Consider the following 18,386-nt stretch of genomic DNA (forward strand, 5'->3'; position numbering starts at 1 on the left):
TGGATATGCAGCAGCCCAACACCTCCCCTATCTGCGAACTCCGCGGCGTCCAGATGCGCTTCCCCGGGCCTCGGGGTGGCGTCCAGCGCGTGCTCGAGGATATCCGTCTCGAGGTGCGCCCCGACGAGATCCTCTGCCTCATCGGCCCCAATGGATCAGGCAAATCCACCCTGCTGCGACTGCTCGCGGGCCTCATGCCGCCCACCCAGGGCGAGGTCCGCCACCATGGCGAGAAACTCGATGGCCTGAATCCCGGCGTGGCCATGGTGTTCCAGAGTTTCGCACTCTACCCCTGGATGACCGTGGAGGAGAACGTCCGCGTGGTACTGCGCGCCCGGGATCTGCCCGAGGGTGAAGTCCGCGAGCGGGCCCACCAGGCCATCCGCAAGGTCGGCCTCGAAGGCTTCGAGGAAGCCTTCCCCCGCGAGCTCTCCCGCGGCACCAAGCAGCGCGTGGGCGTGGCCCGGGCCCTGGCCGTGGACCCGGAGATCCTGATCATGGACGAACCCTTCAGCCAGGTGGACGCCCTCACCGCGGAAGCGCTGCGGGCCGAGATCATCGACATCTGGGCGGACAAGGAACGCAATCCCTCGGCCATCGTGATGGTGAGCCAGTCCATCCGCGAGGCCCTGCTCATGGCCGACCGCGTGGCCCTGCTCTCCGGCAGCCCCGGCACGCTGCGGACCATCGTGGACGTTCCCATGGCCCGGCCCCGGGACAGCCGCTCGCCTGAGTTCATGAAGCTCGTGGACCACCTGCACGACATCTTCACCAGCGCCGAATTGCCCGACGTCCAGGTCACCGCCCCCATTCCCAGTGCCGCGGTCCAGGAGGACCAGGTGGAGCCCCTCCCCCAAGCCCAAAGCGGCGACATCCTCGGCCTGCTGGAGTTCCTCGACGCCCAAGGCGGCACCAGCGACCTCTTCCAGGTGGCCTCGCATACCCATGTGGCCTTCGAGAAGGTGCTCACCACCGTGAAGGCCGCGGAGATGCTGGATTTGGTGGACACCCCCAAGCGCGCCGTCCTGCTCACGCCTCTGGGCAAGCGCTTCGTGAACGCCAACATGGATGACCGCAAGGATCTCTGGCGGGCCCAGCTCCTGGAGCTGCGGCTTTTCCGTGTCGTGCAGGAGATGATGCACCTCGAGGAGGGCGAGCTGTCCGAGGAGACCCTCCTCCAGGAACTGGCCACGCGACTGCCCATGGAGGATCCGGAGAAGACCTTCGAGACCCTCGTGGCATGGGGCCGCTTCGGGGAACTCTTCGCCTACCGTGAGGAACGCGGCGTCCTCACCCCGGAATAGCGCCCGGCCAGGCCTCACCTGACTACCGCCCCGATCGCACGCGACATCAAGTCGCGTGCTCCCGCTCCCGCTACGCCTCTGGCTTGCGATCGCGGAGGGGGCCCCGTGGGGCCGCTTCGGGGAACTCTTCGCCTACCGCGAGGAACGCGGTGTCCTCACCCCGGAGTAAGTTTCTTCTCTGCAGCGGGTGGGCTGAAGGCGCAGGCAGCGATGCCTGCCAGCACCAGGAGGGTGCCCAGCCCCTGCATGGGTCGCACGGATTCCCCCAGCAGCAGCCAGCCCAGGATGACCGTGGCCACGGGCTGAGTCATGAGCCCCATGGCGCCCACGTTCGTGGACACGTGGCCGATGCCCCAGGTGATGAGCCACCAGGCCACGACCTGCACCCCCAGCCCCAGGCCCGCCAAGGCCCACCAGGCGCGCGCCGGATAGCCGCTGAACGTCTCGCCCTGCGCGAGGCCGAGGAGACCGAAGCCCACCACGCAGCAGAGGACGACCCAGAACAAAGCCTCCGGGGCGCTGAGGTCCCGGCGGGCGCGCCCGAGCACCAGCGTGAAGGCCCCGTAGGCCAGGGACGCCAGAGCCCCCAGCAACTCGCCCAAGCCCGTGCCCCAGCGCGCGCCCTTGGCCAGCCCGAGAACCAGGGCACCGGCCAGGGCAAACCCCACGCCCAGCCAGAAACGGCGCCGCAGGCGGGCGCCCATCCAGACAACCGAGACCACCGCGACCCAGATGGGTGCCAGCGTGACCAGCAGCGTGGCGTTGGCGGCGCTCGTATGGTGCAGGGCCGAATGCCACATCCATAGATCGCCCACGAAGCAGAGGCCGGCCACACCGGCCCAGAGCCGGGCCCGCCCGATGCCGGACCGCGCGGTGCCCCGCGCCCGCCAGGCCAGCCAGGCCACGGGCAGCAAGGCGATGGCCATGCGGTAGAAGCCCACCGCCAGCGGGCCTGCGGGAGCGGCCCAACGCACCAGCATGGCCGCGAAGCCCAGGAGCGAAGCCCCGAGGATCAGGGCCGCCAGGCCTCTCGGATCTGGCGTCCCCGCCTGTGTCTCTTCCATGGTTCCAGCATCGCCGCCGGATGCACTGGCCCGCAAGGCCAGGGTTGGCAGCGGCTCAATTCGCCCAGCGGGAGATCTGCTCCCAGACATCCTCGTCCCGGGCGGGTCCGTTCAGCAGGATGGCGAAGACGCGCACCCGGCCATCGAAGGTCTGGAGGTAGCCGCAGAGACTCGTGACCCGGTCGAGATGTCCTGTCTTCACCCGCACCCGGCGAGTGAGGTTGGGATCCTTCACCTTCAGCTTCCAAGGCTCGCCCCCGATGATCTTCAGCGACGACACGAACTCGGACCCCACCTCGAAATCGTGGTACGCCCCCCGGAGGATGATGGCCAGCGTGCGAGCCGACAGTCGGTTGTCCTTGCTCAGCCCCGAGCCATCCGTGATCTGCAGCGCCTCCGGTCCCAGGGCGAAGGCCGTGCGATAGAAGGCTTGCACGCGCTGGATGCCGCGGGGCCACGACCCGGCCCCGAACCTCCGCACCAGCATCTCGATCATGAAGTTGTTCGACCACTTGTTGATGTCCTGCACCAGGGCCCGCAGGGGCGGCGAGGTCCAGGCGGTCAGCTTGCGGGGGACGCCTTGGCCCAAGTTCTCGATCCGGCCTTCCACGGCGATCCCTGTTTCTTGGAGGATGCGCTGGATGGTCTCCCGGGCCAGGCGGTCGGGGTCGATCACGAAGTGCCCGTTCTCCCCCCGGTTGAAGTCCACGGAGAGGGCCCGCACGACGGGCAGGGTGTTGGCCGATGTGTTCTCCCAACCCAGTGGTTCCCGCTGGGCGTCAAAGGCACTCTGATCGAGTCGAATGTTCCCGGTGATCCGTTGCAGGCCCAGCTTCTTCAGCGACTGGGCCAACAGCCAGATCCGCTCGCTGGTGAAGAGGGGATCACCATCGCCCTTGAAGATGAGATCGCCCTGGACCACGCCATCCTTCAGGTCACCCCACACTTCAGTCTCGATGGTGGCGTCCGGCTTCAACGTCTTCAGCAGGGCGTAGGTGGTCACCACCTTGGTGGTGCTGGCCGGCACCAGGGCCAGTTCATCATGGTGGCGCTCCAGGACCTTCCCTGTATCAATCTCCCAGAGCCCGGCAGAGACAGAGATCCCGCGGGCTTCCAGGCCTCGCACCCAGGCCTGAAAACCCTGGGCCATCGCAGGCAGGGTGGACAGCAGCAGGAGGATGGTCAGGAAGGACAGCCGCATGCAACCTCAGGGTTTTGGAAGCGTCGGCATGGTTCCCCGGAGGCTCCGTCGCGTGCGTTCGTTCTCCGTGGTGGCGCCGCCCCCGAGGAGGTTCTCGTCGGCCGTGAACAGCCAATCTCGCACCAGGGTCTTGCCCTGGTAGGCATGGATGCTGTCTTTTTCTGAACGGCTGCGCACCCCTACGATGGGCAGACCCTGAGTGTCCCCCGAAGCGCCAGCCTGCACCTGGGTCACGAACTGCCACTCGCCGCTGGTGGTCATGGGATCTAGGTACTTCTGGCGCAGGATACGGGGTCGAATTTTCATCACCTCGTCCAAGTCCGTGGGGTAGTGCTTGGTCTTGGCGAAATAGACCCGCAGGGCCGTGGCGATGGCCTCGCCCCGGAAGATCAGCTCAGATTCATTCTCCCGTTGGACTTCGGCGCTCAGCCGGGGACCGACCTTCATGAGCATCACGCCCATCACCACGGCCATGGCCAAAGCCAGGGCCATGGTGAAGCCGCGCTGGGTATTGGCTGGAAGGAGGGGCCGCATGGATGCTCCGAGCCTTGATTATCAGACTCTTTCACTCTTTCGTGCCATGAGCTCGGAAAAAGCTTCCACCACCGCTGGATCAAACTGGGAGCCGGCTTCGTTCCGCAGTTCCGCCAACACCTGCCGGAAGCCCTGGGGTCGACGGTAGCTCTTGCCACTGGTCATCACCTCGTAGGCTTCGATGAGTCCGATGATCCGGCTGCCCATGGGGATGGCCGTTTCACGCAGGCCCTCGGGGTAGCCCAGACCGTCCCAGCGCTCATGGTGATGGCGGATCATGCGGACCACGTCGAAGGGGAAGCGCAGGTCCTTGAGGAAGACCGCCGCCAGCTCCGGGTGGTCGCGGACCTTCTTCATCTCCTCGTCGCTCAGCGTCGGCTTGGCGAGCATCTGGGGGTCCAGCAGCAGCAGCCCCACATCATGGAGCATGGCGGCGATGCTCACGGCCTCCACATCCTCTGTGGGCAGGTCGAGCATCTGGGCCAGATCCCGGGCCAACCGCGCGGTGGCCAGGCTGTGGGGGCGCAGGCTCGGCACCCGGCCTTCGCCGGATTGCAGGATGCGGTGACTTACGGACAGGAAGGCGTGGTGATACCGCACATGAAGTCGCGCCTCCTGGAGATAGAGGGCCAGCACCCGGCTCAGCTGCTGGATGGCCTCGACCTCGGAGAGAGAGAAGGAATGGTCCTCCAGGCGGAACACCATCACCAGGTCGTGACCGTGAAGGGTCTCGTTGAGCAGGAGGGGCAGGTAGGTGGCAAATGCGCCGGTCAACGGCGGCACCTCAGGCATCTCCGTCCGGCTGATGAGGCGCAGGTCCGATTCTCGGACGGCCGGCAGGTGGAAGGTGGCGTGGGCCAGGATCTGCTGCTGGAGATCCGGGGACAGGGGCAGGGTACTGAAGACCAGGATGGGGCGGAGCTCTTCGGGGTCCTCGATCCAGAGCGCCACGGCGGTGGCCGGAAGAATCTGGCTGATGAGTCCGGCGATCTCCCAGAAAAAGGCCCGTTGCTCAGGCGGCACCATGCCCTTCCCGCGTTCGGCGTTCACGGGGGCAGGCGCCACCCAGCCACTGAGGGTGCGGTCAGGCTCCCAAGGCAGGGAGGTATAGCCGTCCTTGCCCGCGGGAAAGCCATAGAGCCGCTCGTTGTCCGAGGGCCTCGTGGAAGGGGTGACCGGCCCCGGAGCATGCATGGGCGGAACGGCGGCGCGGGCCGGTGGCAGCAGGCGTTCCGGCGCGGGGGCCAGCTCTCCGAGGAGATCTGCCGCTGTGGGCAGTCCCTCTGGCACCGGGCCCGGGCCGACGGGCTGCTCCCGGGAGGGGTGGGGCCCCCCGTGGAAGCGGAACTCCTTCAGGGCCGCCACCAGGTCCCCGCAGATGGCCAAGGTGGGCGGTTCGTCGCGATCCGTTTCGAAGGTCCCGCCTTTGATACGGTCCCGCTGAATGAGCAGACCCACCCAGTCGCCCTGGAGGTAGACCGGTGTGATGAGGTATCGGGGCCATTCTCCACCCTGGCCGAAGGCCGAAAGTTCCGGCAATTCCGAAGCATCGTTCACCACATAGGTCCGGCGGGCCCGCTGGGTCTTCAGTAGGAGCGGGTGCCCTTCCGGGATGGCCACGGGCGGGCGGGTGCCCCGGGGCCAGCCGTAGAAGCTGACGACCTCGAAGCCTCCCTGGCCAGGCACGCGCAAGTAGAGCGCCCCTTTCGTGCTGCCAACCTCTTCCATGCAGCGGTAGAGCACTTGGGAGCACCGGTTCGCCAGCGCTTCACCGAGAAAGTGAGGGGAAACCATCATGGAGCGCGTCCAGACCGAAGGGTTCGGAAGCTCATCATGCCAGAGCCACAGCCGGCATATCCATTGGCAGTCCCAAAGGCTCTGCGGTTTTTTACCGAACTGGAGGCACTTGGAGCGAGGCCACGGCCAGATCCCGGTCCGCCCATCGGGTCAGTCCCGCCAGCTGTCGGCCATGGCCACATTCCGCCAAAGGGGCGCCCAGCACCTTCAGCCGGGCCACCACCGCCAGCCAGTCGACCGGCAGGGCCACGGACGCGATGCCTTCATCCCAGGCCGCCTGCCCGGTGCCAAGCAGGCGCCCATCGAAATGGGAGATCAGCGGGAAGGCGGGTTCCGCAGGCTGCACCGCCGCCAGCCTACGCGAGATGCCGGGCAGCAGGGGGGCCATATGGGGTCCATGCAGGGGATGTTGCACCGGCAGCAGGCCCGTCTTGAGGGCTGCAGGACCCAGGTCCCGCACCAGCGATTCCAGGGCGGGCACCGGTCCCGAGGCCGTGAACTGGGCCTGGCCATTGCGGTTGGACAGCACCAGTTCGGGGTGGTCCAGCAAGGCCCGCCGCAGGTCCAGCTCGGACACCCCGATGAGGAAGGCCATGCCCATGGCCCCCGCGGCGAAGGCGGTCTCGCTGAGATCCTCTACCGCGGAAATGAGGTCCAGAGCCGCCTCCAGCGGAACCACTTCGGCGGCCACCAGGGCCGAATAGAACCCCATGCTGTGTCCCGCGGCTGCCACGGGAAGCGCCAGCCCCGCCGCACGCCAGGCCCGGTAGATGCCCACAGAATGGGCCAACACCGCGCAGGGGGCGAGGCGCTGCTGCCGCAACAATTCCTGTGGCCCCTTGGCCATGGCCTGCCTCAGGGGACGACCGGTGTGGGCCTCCGCAGCCCGCAGGGTGCCCTCCCAGGCGTCGTGAGCCTCCCAGCCCTGGGCCATGCCCACGGCTTCGGTGCCCTGGCCGGGGAACAGGAGGGTGTGAGCGGAAGCGGGCATGGTTCCGAGCATAGGGTGCCGGAACCCCCGGCATCCAGTAGGCTGAGGCCATGCCCCCCCTCCCCTTCCCGGCACCCCAGCCCTGGCAGCAGGTTCCCTGGCACGAACGCCGCTCCTATTGGGAGCTGGGCGAAGCCCAGAGGCGGGATCTGTGTGGGGCCCTGGAAGCCGAAGCCGCCGACCTGGCCCGTCATGCGGATGCCTCGCTGGACGATTACGCGGCCCGGGCGGGAACCCTCGAGGGCCAGCTGGTGAATGGCGACGTGCTCGCCACCCTGCTGCCCACCCTGCGGCAGAACCCCACCCAGGGCTACGAGGCCCTGGAGGATCCGGCGGGGCGCGCCGCCGTGCACATGAACGCCCTGGGCAAGCGCCTGCGCGACCGGGCCCTGGCCCACGCCCGAGGGGAGCCGGTGATCCTCTTCATGGGCGGCCAGGCCACCGGCAAGACCACAGGTGCCCTGGCCATGGGCCCGGCCTTCGGCGCCGTCTTCGACGCGCCCCACACGGATCCCGAGGGCGTGGCCTTCCTCCTGGGCCGCATCCGCCAGGCAGGGTGTGGCGAAGTCCACCTCGTCTACACAGACCGCGATCCCGACAGCGCCCTCAAGGCCATGCTGGCCCGCTCCGAACGCGAAGGCCGCTACGTGCCCCTGAATCGCATGGCCCAGACCCACGCCTGGGCACCCTTCACCTTCCTGGGCCTGGCGCCCCGGGTGGGCCGCTCCTTGCAGCTCTACCACGTGCGGGTGGACGCGGAAGGATCAGGCCGCATGACCGAGGGGCACGATGCCCTCGCCAGCGTGCGGGCCCGCCCGAAACCCGCCGAATCCGTGGTTGCCTACCAACTTCAGACCGCTTACCTTTTTCTCCTGAGGACCCGAACCCATGACCCCCAAGCCTGGTACCCGCGAGATGTGCTCGCAGGACTCAATCGAACACTCGACCCCTGGCGCCGAAGTGAAGCCGACCATCTCCTTCGCCGATTTCTCGGAGCTGTGGCAGAGCGAGGTCCCGAAGGTGATCCAGGCCCACGAGGATGATCGGTTAGAGGTTCGGAAGAACCTGGGCCTCGCCTAGTCTGATTCGCTACGAGAATTCAGATGGGACCTGCATTTCCGAATTCGCGCAGCGAATTCACTCGTGATAGCCCATCATCACCAGCAGGCACGGCCCTCCGGCGATGACATTCATCCCCAGCGACTCCGCCGTGCGGATGGCCGCGTCGCTCTCGGCGCCTGGTTGCATCCAGATGTGCTTCACGCCGGCGGCGGCGGCTTCGCCCACCACCTGTTCCGTGATTGCAGGTGGTGTGATCACGGAGATGGCCGGCACCTTCACCGGGAGCACCGCCAGCGACGGGTAGGCCTTCAGGCCTTCCACTTCTGGCGCCTTTGGATTGATGGGATACACCTCTTTCCCGTGCTGCTGGTAACAACGCAGCACCTTGTTGCCGTACTTCGAGCGATCCGTGCTGGCCCCCACCACCGCGAAGGGGCCTGAGGCGAGGAAGGCTTGGATGCGGTCTTCAATGGACATGGCGACCTCCAGGCTTGGTCGGGGAAAGGCAATTTAACCGCAGATGTCGCAGATGGCCGCAGATAAAAACTGCCTTGGCTTTTATCTGCGCCATCTGGGACATCTGCGGTTTCAACTTTTCATCCCAGCGACTGGATGGCCCGTACCTTCATCTCGCCGCGCAGGGTCTCGACGGCTTCGCAGGCGGCGAGGGCGGCGCTGAGGTTGGTGAGGCAGGGGATCTTCAGGCGCAGGGCCTCGCGGCGGATGGCGCTTTCGTCGAAGAAGGCATCGCGGCCCAGGGGCGTGTTGATGACCCACTGGACTTCGCCGTTCTTCAGCAAGTCCACGGCGTTCGGTCGACCCTCGTTCACCTTGAAGATTTTGCGCACCTTGAGGCCGGAAGCCTCAAGCGTGCGGGCCGTGCCTTCCGTGGCGCACAGGCCGAAACCAAGCGCCACGAGCTTCTGGGCTAGCTCCGGCAGGCGGGCCTTGTCCCGGTCGTTCACCGTAAGGAACACCGTGCCCGACAGCGGCAGCGGAATGCCCGCGGCCAACAGGGCCTTGGCGTAGGCCTCGCCGAAGGTATCGCCGATGCCCATGACCTCGCCGGTGCTCTTCATCTCGGGGCCCAGCACCGGATCCACGCCCGGGAACTTGGCGAAGGGGAAGACCACGCCCTTCACTGACACGGCGCGCGGGACGCCATCCGTGATGCCCTGCTGCTTCAGGCTCTGGCCCAGGCCGATGCGGGCGGCCACGCCTGCCCAGTCGACATTGGTGGCCTTGCTCACGAAAGGCACCGTGCGGCTGGCCCGGGGGTTGGCCTCCAGGCAGTAGGCGATGCCATCCTTTACGGCGAACTGCAGGTTCATGAGGCCGAGCACACCCAAGTCCAGGGCCAGTTTCCGGGCGTAGCCCTTCACGGTTTCCAGGATCTCCTCAGGCACGCCCAGGGCGGGGATCACGGCGTAGCTGTCGCCGCTGTGAATGCCCGCCTCCTCGATGTGGGCCAGCAGGCCGGCGATGACCACCTGCTCGCCATCACACACCACATCGATGTCCAGCTCCTGCGCGCCATCCAGGAAGCGGTCCAGCAGGATGGGCTGGTCGTTGCTCACAGCCACGGCCTCGCGCATGTACTTCTCCAGACCGGCGTCATCGAAGACCACGGCCATGGCCCGGCCGCCCAGCACGAAGCTGGGCCGCACCATCACGGGGTACGCCAGACGCTGAGCGATGTCCTTGGCCTGCTCGTAGCTGGTGGCCATGCCCCAGGCCGGCGCCGGAATGTCCAGGCGCTTAAGGGCCTGGCCGAAGCGCTCGCGGTCCTCGGCATCGAGGATGGTGTTGAGTGGCGTGCCCAGCAGCTTCACACCGGCGGCATGCAGGGGCGAGGCCAGCTTGAGCGGCGTCTGGCCGCCAAACTGGGCGAAGACGCCCAGCAGCTTGCCGCCCGCGGCCTCGCGGTCCACCACGGCCTTCACGTGCTCGTAGGTCAGCGGCTCGAAGTAGAGGCGGTCGCTGGTGTCGAAGTCGGTGCTGACGGTCTCGGGGTTGCAGTTGATGAGGATGGCTTCCACGCCGCTGGCCCGGATGGCTTCCACGGCCTGCACGCAGCAGCAGTCGAATTCCACACCCTGGCCGATGCGGTTGGGCCCGCTGCCCAGCACGATGGCCTTGGGACGGTCCGTGGGGCTCGCCTCGCTGTAATCCTCCCAGGTGCCGTAGAGGTAGGGCGTTTCCGCCAGGAACTCGCCCGCACAAGTGTCCACGCGCTTGTAGGCAGGGCGCAGACCCAGCTTGTCCCGCCGCGCGGCGACCTCAGCTTCCGTTCCCGAACAGAACACCGAGATCTGGTCATCGGCGAATCCCGCGCGTTTGGCCTTCTCCAGGAGCTCTTCTGGCAGTCGGTCGACGGGGAAGCTGCGCAGGCGGCCCTCCAGCACCACGATCTCCTCGATCTCACGCAGGAACCAGGGCGTGATCCGCGTGAGGCGGTGCAACTCCTCCACGCTGTGGCCAGCCTTCAGCGCGTGGTAGACCCAGAAGATGCGCTGGGGCCCCGGGATGAGCAGGTGTTCCTTGAGGCGGCCCAGATCCAGCTTGCCCTCCAGGGCGCCGGAGATTCCCTTGTGGCTTTCTTCCAGCGAGCGCACGGCCTTCTGCAGGGCTTCCTGGAAGCTGCGGCCGATGGCCATGACTTCGCCCACGCTCTTCATCTGCGTGCCCAGCACCTTGTCGGCCTGAGGGAACTTCTCGAAGGTGAAGCGCGGCATCTTCACCACCACGTAATCCAGCACGGGCTCGAAGGCCGCCTTGGTCATGCGCGTGATGGCATTGGGCAGCTCCCAGAGCCGGTAGCCCAGGGCGAGTTTCGTCGCCACCCAGGCGATAGGGAAGCCGGTGGCCTTGGAGGCCAGCGCGGAGCTGCGGCTCACGCGGGGATTCATCTCGATGACGATGATGCGGCTGGTCTCGGGTTCCAGCGCGAACTGGATATTGGAGCCGCCCGTCTCCACGCCCACGGCGCGGATGACCGCGAGTGCCGCGTCGCGCATGCGCTGGTACTCGGGGTCCGTGAGGGTGAGCGCGGGCGCCACCGTGATGCTGTCGCCGGTGTGGATGCCCATGGGGTCCAGGTTCTCGATGGAGCAGATCACCTCGACGTTGTCGTCCAGGTCGCGCACCACCTCCAGCTCGAACTCCTTCCAGCCCAGGATGCTCTCCTCGATGAGCACCTGCTTGGTGGGGCTGAGATCCAGGCCCCGGGCCACGATGGTCTCGAACTCGTCCACGTTGTAGGCGATGCCGCCGCCGCTGCCGCCCAGGGTGAAGCTGGGCCGGATGATGGCGGGAAAGCCGGTGAGCTTGAGCAGGTCGCGAGCCTCGCCCATGTTGTGGGCGAACCCGCCACGGCAGGTCTCCAGGCCCAGGCCGTCCATGAGGGCTTTGAAGAGCTGGCGGTCCTCGCCACGGTTGATGGCCTCGGGCTGGGCGCCGATGAGCCTGACGCCCGCACGCTCCAGCAGGCCACTCTCGTGGGCCTCCATGGCGAGGTTCAGCGCCGTCTGGCCACCCACCGTGGGCAGGATGGCGTCGGGCTGCTCGGCCTCGATGATCTTTTCCAGCACGCCGAGCGTGAGGGGTTCGATGTAGGTGGCGTCCGCCCGGCCCGGGTCCGTCATGATCGAGGCCGGGTTGGAGTTCAGCAGGATGGTGCGGATGCCCTCCTCCCTCAGGGCCTTCAGCGCCTGCGTCCCCGAGTAGTCGAACTCGCAGGCCTGCCCGATCTGGATCGGACCGGAACCGAGGACTAGCACACTCTTCAGATCCGTCCGCTTAGGCATGGTGGAACTCCTGGAGCAGCGCCACAAAGCGATTGAAGGCTGGGTGCGCGTCGTGGGGACCAGGCGAAGCCTCGGGATGATGCTGGAGGCTGAAGATGGGCAGCCGCGTGTGCCGGAGGCCCTCGACCGTACCGTCGCTGAGGTGGCGGTGGGTGACCTCCACATCCTTCGGCAGGCTGGCCTCATCCACGGCGAAACCGTGATTCTGGGCCGTGATCTCGATGCGGCCGGTCATGAGGTCATGCACGGGCTGGTTGGCGCCTCGGTGGCCGAACTTGAGCTTGAAGGTGCGGCCGCCGAAGGCCTGGCCCAGCAGCTGATGGCCCAGGCAGATGCCGAAGATGGGCAGCTTCCCGATGCAGGCTTCCACCTCCTTCTGCATGCCGGGCAGCGCGGCGGGATCACCGGGGCCGTTGCTGAGGAAAAGGCCGTGGAAGCGCTTGGCGGCCAGCTCCGTGGCGGGGGCGTCCCAGGGGAACACTTCGAGGTGCAGCCCCGCGCCCACCAATTGATCGAGGATGCTCAGCTTGATGCCGCCATCCAGCACCGCCACGCGGAAGGCGCCATCGGGGTTCAGCTCGTAGCGGTCCTTGCAGCTCACTTCGGCGCAGAGGGCCTGGCCGGTCATGTCCGGCAGGGCCTTGGCCTTGGCCACGCCCGCGTCGAGGCTGCCGTCCAACTCAGTCCAGATGAGCGAAGGCTGAGCGCCCTGATCGCGCAGATGCTGGGTGAGCGCCCGTGTATCGAGGTCCGTCATCACGGGGATGTGGTGGCGCTTGAGCCAGGCCGGCAGATCCCCTTCGGACCGCGTGTGGTCCGGTGCGAAGGTGAGGCGGCGGCAGAGCAGGCCCGTGGCCCAGGGCCGCGTGCCCTCGTTCAGATCGGCATGGATGCCGTAGATGCCCTGCTCCGGAAAGGTCATGCAGACCATCTGCCCGGCGAAGCTGGGATCCGTGAGGATCTCCTGGTAGCCAGCCATGGCCGTGGTGAACACCGCCTCGCCGCCCCCGCCGAAACCCAACGGCGCCCGCCCCCGGAAGATGGTCCCGTCCTTCAGGATCAGGTGCGCGTGCATGTGCCTCCCCCCGCTCGGTGGCTCTGCAAAAACCCCGCGAAGGCCAAGCCGTCGCGGGGCGGTGAGAATGACTCGATCCTTCAGGATCAAGGTGAGTGTAACGACCTGGGAAACCGAGGATCAGCCTTTTTCTTCAAGGGGAAATCGGCCATACTGCTCCTTTGTTTCCGACGTACCGGATGGGCTTTTGAAGCATTAACTCCAGACTCCGGGCTCCAGGCCCTAGCCTGATTTGCGCCACACTGGATCCATGTGGAGCGGCGACGACATCTACTTCATGAAGCTCGCCCTCGAGGAGGCCGAGAAGGCGGATCGTCTGGACGAAGTGCCTGTGGGCGCGGTGCTGGTGTCGGAGGGCGCCCTGCTGGGCCGGGGACACAACCATCCGGTGAAGCTGAACGATCCCACGGCCCACGCGGAGATCCTGGCCCTGCGTAGCGCCGGCGCCTGGGCGAAGAACTACCGGCTGACGGACGCCACGCTCTACGTGACGCTGGAGCCCTGCCTCATGTGCTTCGGGGCCCTGATCCACGCTCGGGTGGGCCGCGTGGTGTTCGGCGCCTCGGATCCCAAGGTGGGCGTCAGTCGCTGGCTAGGTGCCCTGGAGGATGCGAACCTGAACCACCGCATCGCCTTCGAGGGCGGCCTGCTGGAAGCCGAGTGCCGCGAGCAGCTCCAGTCCTTCTTCCGGCGGCGACGTAGCCAGCACTGAAGGATCAATCTCTTCCTGAAGGAACCTGGAAGAGGCCGGACAGATCCCCGGCAAAGCCGTCTTCTGGCGGGAGGAAGGCAGCTGTCAGGGCCCTGACCAGGCTCGGTCGCACCACGCCGTCCCCTTCGGACCAGAGGAAGGCCACCAGGGGAGACAGCGCAGGCAAGCCCGGGTCGGTCGCGGCGACATGGCGGGGCCGCGGCAGTACCTCCAGCCGGGCGGGGCCGCGACTACGTCCGGCCTTGCTGGCGGCCTGGGTCTCGCGGAAGCCGGGGTGGGCCGTGGGCGCCACGAAAATCTTGGCGATGGCCCAGCCTGGTTCGGGGAACCGCAGGGGCGCCACCAGGGCGATGTCTTTGCCGAAGGAAACGAGCATCCCGGGAGCCAGACGGCGCCCGCGGATCCGCAGTTCGGTCTCTTCGCCAGGGCGTACCGCCGTGGGGATCACCTCATCGATCTGAGGGGCCTCCTCGCCGCCCTGCTTCACGAAATAGCGGATCTGGGGCGACTCGATGTATACCTGGGGAGAAAGGATCCTCAGGGTGACCCAGTGTTCCCCCGGGGCGGTGGTGGGGAGCGGCAGCATGCTGTGGGAATCCAGCGTGACCGTCCCCGCAAAGGCCAGCTGGGCCGCGAAGGTGCCCAGCGGGATGCCGTCCACCACCCACTGGGCCTGGAAGATCCCCGTGCCCTCGAACTTCAGATCGGCGAACACCACCAGGGGGCTGAAGCCCTGCTCCACCGACCTGTCCACCCGGCCATCCTCCCACCGCAGACGCAGCATGGAGATGGTGAACGGGGCCGAGGGACCCAGGCGGGCTGCCACGAGGATCGGCAGCTGAACGGTCAACGGCAGCCCCTGGCCCGCAGCATAGGGATAGGACGCACGCACCGTATACGATCCTGTCCGGGCATAGATGTGGGAGGCCACGATCCCGCCGCTGAGGGGCTGCGTCTGGTCCCCGAAATCCCAGGACACGGGCCCCACGGGAGGGTACGTCGGGGAAAGCACAAAGGTGGTGGGTGCTCCGACCACTGGTACACCCGGGGTGACGGTGATGGTGCCCTGGGCCCGCAGGGAAAGAGCGCAGAAGAGTGTGAGGGAGATGAGGAGGGTTCGCATGGGTCAGCTCCTCAGTACGAGATGTTCAGGAGAATGGAGACCGAGTTGTCGTTCGCCAGAAATGCCGCCGTCGGAGTGCCCGTGCCCGTTCCCCCCGTACTCGTCCCGGTGGGGGTCATGGCCACCAGGCCCGGCGCGTGCGTGTAGCGGCCCTTGAGACCGAGGCTGGCCCGGCCACGGCCCTTGAGGAAGGTATCCAGGAAGTACTGCAAGGTACCCTCGGCCACAGAGTTCTCCATCACATCGCCGGTGACGAGCACGGTCCGGGAGATGCCTCCATTCAGGAGGAAGCCCAGGATGCCCGGAATGAGGGCCACATCGGCGTTGAGAAAGGCGTTCTCCATGGTGGTCTTCTGGTCGCCGGGATCGCTGAGAGTGCGGGACCAGCTCAGGTTTGGAGAAACGCGCACCCGCTGGCCCATGGCCAGACTCCCTCCAAGCGAGAAGGTGGTGCTGCTGCCCGTGGTGTTGCTGGCGCCCTCGGAACGCAACCGGTCGAACTGGGCGTTGAAGGCCAGGCTCGACGCGGGCGGCAGCATGACATCGAAGCCGGTGGTGAGGCCGGTGCGTTTGCTGTTGCTGAAGGGAATGAGCGGATTGGAGATCAGCTCGGCTTCCTGGTGAGCTTGGCGAAGCCCCACTCGCCAGAAGAGGGTCTGGGTGAGGCCCACCCTCGCATCCAGGCTCTGGGACTGGTTCCACGCCTGATCCAGCCCCGGCTGTCCCGTGGGATTGGTGCGTTCATCGAGGGCTGTGGCGCTGAGGCTCCAGGTGGCGCGGTTGAAGCCGAGGCTGCCGTTCAAGGTGCGGCGGTCCCCCACGAAGAAGGCCACGCCCACCGTGCCGAAGTCCCGGCCCACGTCCCGGTAGCCCAACTGGGCGCTGAAGGGCCCATCGGCCCACAAACTGCTGAGGCGCCAAGCCTGGTCGCTGAGGTGGGGCGCTTCGTTCACCAGGTCCTTGGTGAAGAGACTCCGGGCATACTCCCCGGACAGGGCCAGGCGGCTGTCGAGGAACCGGCCGTCCAGGACGAAGGAACCCGTGGAGCCGTCCTGCACCGTGGGCGCGTAGGCGGACACCAGATTCATGGCGGTGGCGGGGTCGTCCTTCCCCGACAGGAACACCACCTTGGCCCGGAGGTTGCCATTGAGCCACCCGTAGCCGAGGGATCCACCGTAGGCCTCGCTGCCCTTCACCGGCCAGACAACGCCCTCGGTTCCGGAATGGGCCTGCGTGTTGAGTGCGAAGAGGTGACCTCCCAGGGCCTGCCCGGTGTAGGCGTAATCGAGGCCCCGACGCCCGGCTCCGGCCAACGTGAACTCGGATTCCTGGACCACCATGTCCCCGGCCTGGAGCTTGTGGTTTCCGACCGCATAGGCCGCCTGCAGATCGCCAAGGCTCCACCGGGGTTGGCCTCCGAAGGGCTGGTTGGTGTAGACCACCCGCGCGTTCAGGAGCACCTGCTGATCGCCCTCACTCTTCTGGTAGGCGAACCGGAGCTGGCCCGAGGCCAGGTTTCGCCGTTCTCCCTCGATCGGGGTCTGGTGGTGGACCATGCGCTCGAAAGCACCATCGAAGTAGATGGGGCCATGGGCTGGAGCCGGGCTCCCGAGCGCGGCTCCCGTGGCCGTGGCAGAAGATGCGGGGACCTGGCCCGCCTCGGCCTGGGCGGGAGTCGCGCCACCAACCGCGGGGGCGGTAGCGGTGCCGGGCATCTGCAGGCTCGCGAAGGTGGCCGGTGCCTCTGCAGGCAGGTACTTGATTCCGGAGGGCGTGCGCAAGGCCGCGTAGTACTCGAGCTTCGCCCCGGCCGGGAAAGGACCCTCCAGCTTGCCTGCGTAGGAGGTGCCATCCGGTCCGACATCCAGGTTGAAGCTGGAGAACTCCTCCTCGCCAGCCACCCGGTAGAAGACCACGACCCATTCGGTCCCCGCAGGCGCCGTGGCAGTGCCCTGGATGGGCCCGCCGGGCGCTGGGGGTGGCTTCAGCTCAAAGCCATCCGCGGCCGCCACCACCGTGGCGGCGGAGACGGCGGCCAGGACGAGGGCCCGCAGGCACAGGTCGATCACACATGCCTCCCAGGCAGGGACAAAACCCCGAGCGAGGTTCTACTGCTCACGCACGGCGGGACCATGCGGACCGCCAAGATGCCCCTTGATGATGGGATCGCCATCGAGCATGGCCTCGACCTTCCGGAGCAGCGCCGGATCCTTGGCAAACCGCGCGCGGGCCTCGTTCAGCATGGCCTGCCGTTCAGCCTCGGCCTGCGGCCCCGTCTTCCCGGCGAAGCGTCGGGAGATCTCGGCGTCCACTCGGGGTTTGGCTGCCGGATCCACCTTCGGAGACGCAGCCTGAAGGCGCTTGAAGTCCTGCCAGGGGCCCTTGAGCTTGGCGCCCATCTGGGTGCCGACGGTCCGGGCGGTGAGCCGAGAGGCGGTGGTCCGGTTGAAGGGCGCCATGGCCATGGTCTTGTGCTGGTTCAGGTTCAAGGCCAGGATCCCCGGCGCGGGCGCGGCCCCGGCCACATGGACCGTGAAGGCGCGGACATCCAGACGCTGGCGCGGAATCAGCGCGTTCAGCGCATCGCAGGAGGCTTTCGTCTTCGCGTGCTGGACCTTCTGCATGGCGTCGGCGATCTTTTTCGCCACAGAGGCACGGTCCAGGGCGTCCTGGATGGGCCTTTGCGCCTGATCGAGGGTGGCCTTGGCCTGCTGCATGACCGCATCGTGCACCTGGGTCATGGTGGTGACGACCTGGTTCGTGATCTGGTTGATCGCGTTGTCCACGATCTGGCTGGGATCGAAGATATGTTCCGGGTGGTTGACCAGGTCCGTGAGCATGTTCCCCAGCGTCTGGAGAGGGGCCAGCAGGGCGGTCTGCGCGATGTTGGCGGCCGAAGAAGCGGCGGAGGTCACCTGCTGTTCGGCCTGGGTGGCGAACTGGCGCACCTGGTTGATGGGCTGGGTCACATCGGGGCGGAGGGCGTCGATGGCGTCCTTGGCCCTGCGAAGGGCATCCAGCACCTGCTGAGGATCGGCTGGCAGCTGATCCATCCGCACGCCGGTCGCGGCTCCGACCGCTCCCACACCCCCGGGTTTTGGCGCGGCGGCCATGCCTGGATGAACGCCAGGAGGCTGGACACCCGCCGTGGCTGCGCGGGTTCCCGCGGTTCCAGCCGTGGCCAGCGCCCCGGCTGCCATATGGGGTGACACCAGCTGCGGCCGGCTGGCTTCGTTCACGATGGACTGGGCGGCCTGGGCAGCGGCATTGAAATCTCCCTCGGCCTGGCCCGCGAGGTTCCGCAGGTCGTTGGCCGCGCCGTTCAGCTCAGTCTTGGCGAGGTTCACCACGTCCGCCGCCTGTTGCGCCAGGGTGGAGACCAGTCTCCCGACGTTCTGGATGATTGTTTTGATGCTATTGACGAGGCTTTCCACCGCGCAGGTGAGGCCCCCGGAGGCCACTGCCCCCACGCAGCTCCAGAAATCGTCGCAACAGGCCTGCAGCGGGGCAGCGAGGGGGAAGACGCTGACGAGCGCCACGGTGGCGATGGAAAAACTTCGAAGTCTCACGAGACCTCCCAGGGCAGGGCCCGGGGGTCCCATATGGATCGGCAAAACCGAACCAGCGGGCTCCATACGGGCAGTTAACTTTCCATCTCAATGTCAGGCAACGCCTGCCGATGTTCGTGCGACAGCGTCTTTGCGTCAAGGGCCTGAA

General features: G+C 67.0%; 14 protein-coding genes. 3 read left to right on the forward strand and 11 right to left on the reverse strand.

Annotation, left to right across the window (positions count from 1 at the left end):
- Nucleotides 1-5: 5 nt before the first annotated feature.
- Complete coding sequence (locus tag NOV74_RS04700; protein WP_257309702.1) at nt 6-1,304, forward strand: ABC transporter ATP-binding protein; 1,299 nt, start codon at nt 6-8, stop codon at nt 1,302-1,304.
- Between the two features lie 155 nt (nt 1,305-1,459).
- Here the strand turns inward: NOV74_RS04700 and NOV74_RS04705 are convergent, their stop codons facing one another.
- The 5 genes from NOV74_RS04705 to NOV74_RS04730 form a co-directional block, all read right to left on the reverse strand.
- A complete protein-coding gene (locus NOV74_RS04705) occupies nt 1,460-2,368 on the reverse strand; it encodes a DMT family transporter (protein WP_257309703.1) in 909 nt (302 codons plus the stop codon).
- A 55-nt stretch (nt 2,369-2,423) separates the two neighbouring features.
- Nucleotides 2,424-3,569, reverse strand: a complete 1,146-nt coding sequence (locus NOV74_RS04710; RefSeq protein WP_257309704.1) for a D-alanyl-D-alanine carboxypeptidase/D-alanyl-D-alanine-endopeptidase — start codon at nt 3,567-3,569, stop codon at nt 2,424-2,426.
- Nucleotides 3,570-3,575: 6 nt separating this feature from the next.
- Complete coding sequence (locus NOV74_RS04715; RefSeq protein WP_257309707.1) at nt 3,576-4,103, reverse strand: type II secretion system protein; 528 nt, start codon at nt 4,101-4,103, stop codon at nt 3,576-3,578.
- 21 nt (nt 4,104-4,124) lie between these two features.
- Complete coding sequence (locus tag NOV74_RS04720) at nt 4,125-5,900, reverse strand: HD-GYP domain-containing protein (protein WP_257309709.1); 1,776 nt, start codon at nt 5,898-5,900, stop codon at nt 4,125-4,127.
- A gap of 91 nt (nt 5,901-5,991) precedes the next feature.
- Nucleotides 5,992-6,891, reverse strand: a complete 900-nt coding sequence (locus tag NOV74_RS04730) for an ACP S-malonyltransferase (protein WP_306672281.1) — start codon at nt 6,889-6,891, stop codon at nt 5,992-5,994.
- 50 nt (nt 6,892-6,941) lie between these two features.
- On the opposite strand from NOV74_RS04730, the gene NOV74_RS04735 reads away from it, so the two are divergent.
- Nucleotides 6,942-7,934: a hypothetical protein gene (locus tag NOV74_RS04735; RefSeq protein WP_257309711.1), complete on the forward strand. Its 993-nt coding sequence runs from the start codon at nt 6,942-6,944 to the stop codon at nt 7,932-7,934.
- A 94-nt stretch (nt 7,935-8,028) separates the two neighbouring features.
- Here the strand turns inward: NOV74_RS04735 and NOV74_RS04740 are convergent, their stop codons facing one another.
- The 3 genes from NOV74_RS04740 to carA all read right to left on the reverse strand — a co-directional run bounded on the left by NOV74_RS04740 (nt 8,029) and on the right by carA (nt 12,834).
- Nucleotides 8,029-8,430 (reverse strand): CoA-binding protein, encoded by a 402-nt coding sequence (locus NOV74_RS04740; protein WP_257309712.1) that lies wholly within the window; start codon nt 8,428-8,430, stop codon nt 8,029-8,031.
- 119 nt (nt 8,431-8,549) lie between these two features.
- Nucleotides 8,550-11,759 carry a carbamoyl-phosphate synthase large subunit gene (gene carB / locus NOV74_RS04745; RefSeq protein WP_257309714.1) on the reverse strand — a complete coding sequence of 1,070 codons (3,210 nt, stop codon included), beginning with the start codon at nt 11,757-11,759 and terminating at the stop codon, nt 8,550-8,552.
- The gene (gene carA / locus NOV74_RS04750) at nt 11,752-12,834 is read right to left on the reverse strand and encodes a glutamine-hydrolyzing carbamoyl-phosphate synthase small subunit (protein WP_257309715.1); all 1,083 of its coding nucleotides are present in this window, start codon (nt 12,832-12,834) and stop codon (nt 11,752-11,754) included. The genes carB and carA overlap by 8 nt, the downstream gene beginning before the upstream one ends.
- Nucleotides 12,835-13,084: 250 nt before the next feature.
- Between carA and tadA the strand changes: the two genes are divergently transcribed.
- Nucleotides 13,085-13,546 carry a tRNA adenosine(34) deaminase TadA gene (gene tadA / locus NOV74_RS04755; RefSeq protein WP_257309716.1) on the forward strand — a complete coding sequence of 154 codons (462 nt, stop codon included), beginning with the start codon at nt 13,085-13,087 and terminating at the stop codon, nt 13,544-13,546.
- Between the two features lie 4 nt (nt 13,547-13,550).
- Here tadA and NOV74_RS04760 read toward each other — a convergent pair whose 3' ends face one another.
- The 3 genes from NOV74_RS04760 to NOV74_RS04770 are packed head-to-tail and all read right to left on the reverse strand — an operon-like array spanning nt 13,551 to nt 18,238.
- Nucleotides 13,551-14,669 (reverse strand): PKD domain-containing protein, encoded by a 1,119-nt coding sequence (locus NOV74_RS04760; protein ID WP_257309717.1) that lies wholly within the window; start codon nt 14,667-14,669, stop codon nt 13,551-13,553.
- A gap of 11 nt (nt 14,670-14,680) precedes the next feature.
- Nucleotides 14,681-16,738: a hypothetical protein gene (locus NOV74_RS04765; protein ID WP_257309718.1), complete on the reverse strand. Its 2,058-nt coding sequence runs from the start codon at nt 16,736-16,738 to the stop codon at nt 14,681-14,683.
- A 39-nt stretch (nt 16,739-16,777) separates the two neighbouring features.
- Nucleotides 16,778-18,238, reverse strand: coding sequence for a hypothetical protein (locus NOV74_RS04770; RefSeq protein WP_257309719.1), 1,461 nt, complete (start codon nt 18,236-18,238; stop codon nt 16,778-16,780).
- Nucleotides 18,239-18,386 lie beyond the last annotated feature (148 nt).

The organism is Geothrix fuzhouensis (assembly GCF_024609325.1).
Classification (GTDB): Bacteria; Acidobacteriota; Holophagae; order Holophagales; family Holophagaceae; genus Geothrix; species Geothrix fuzhouensis.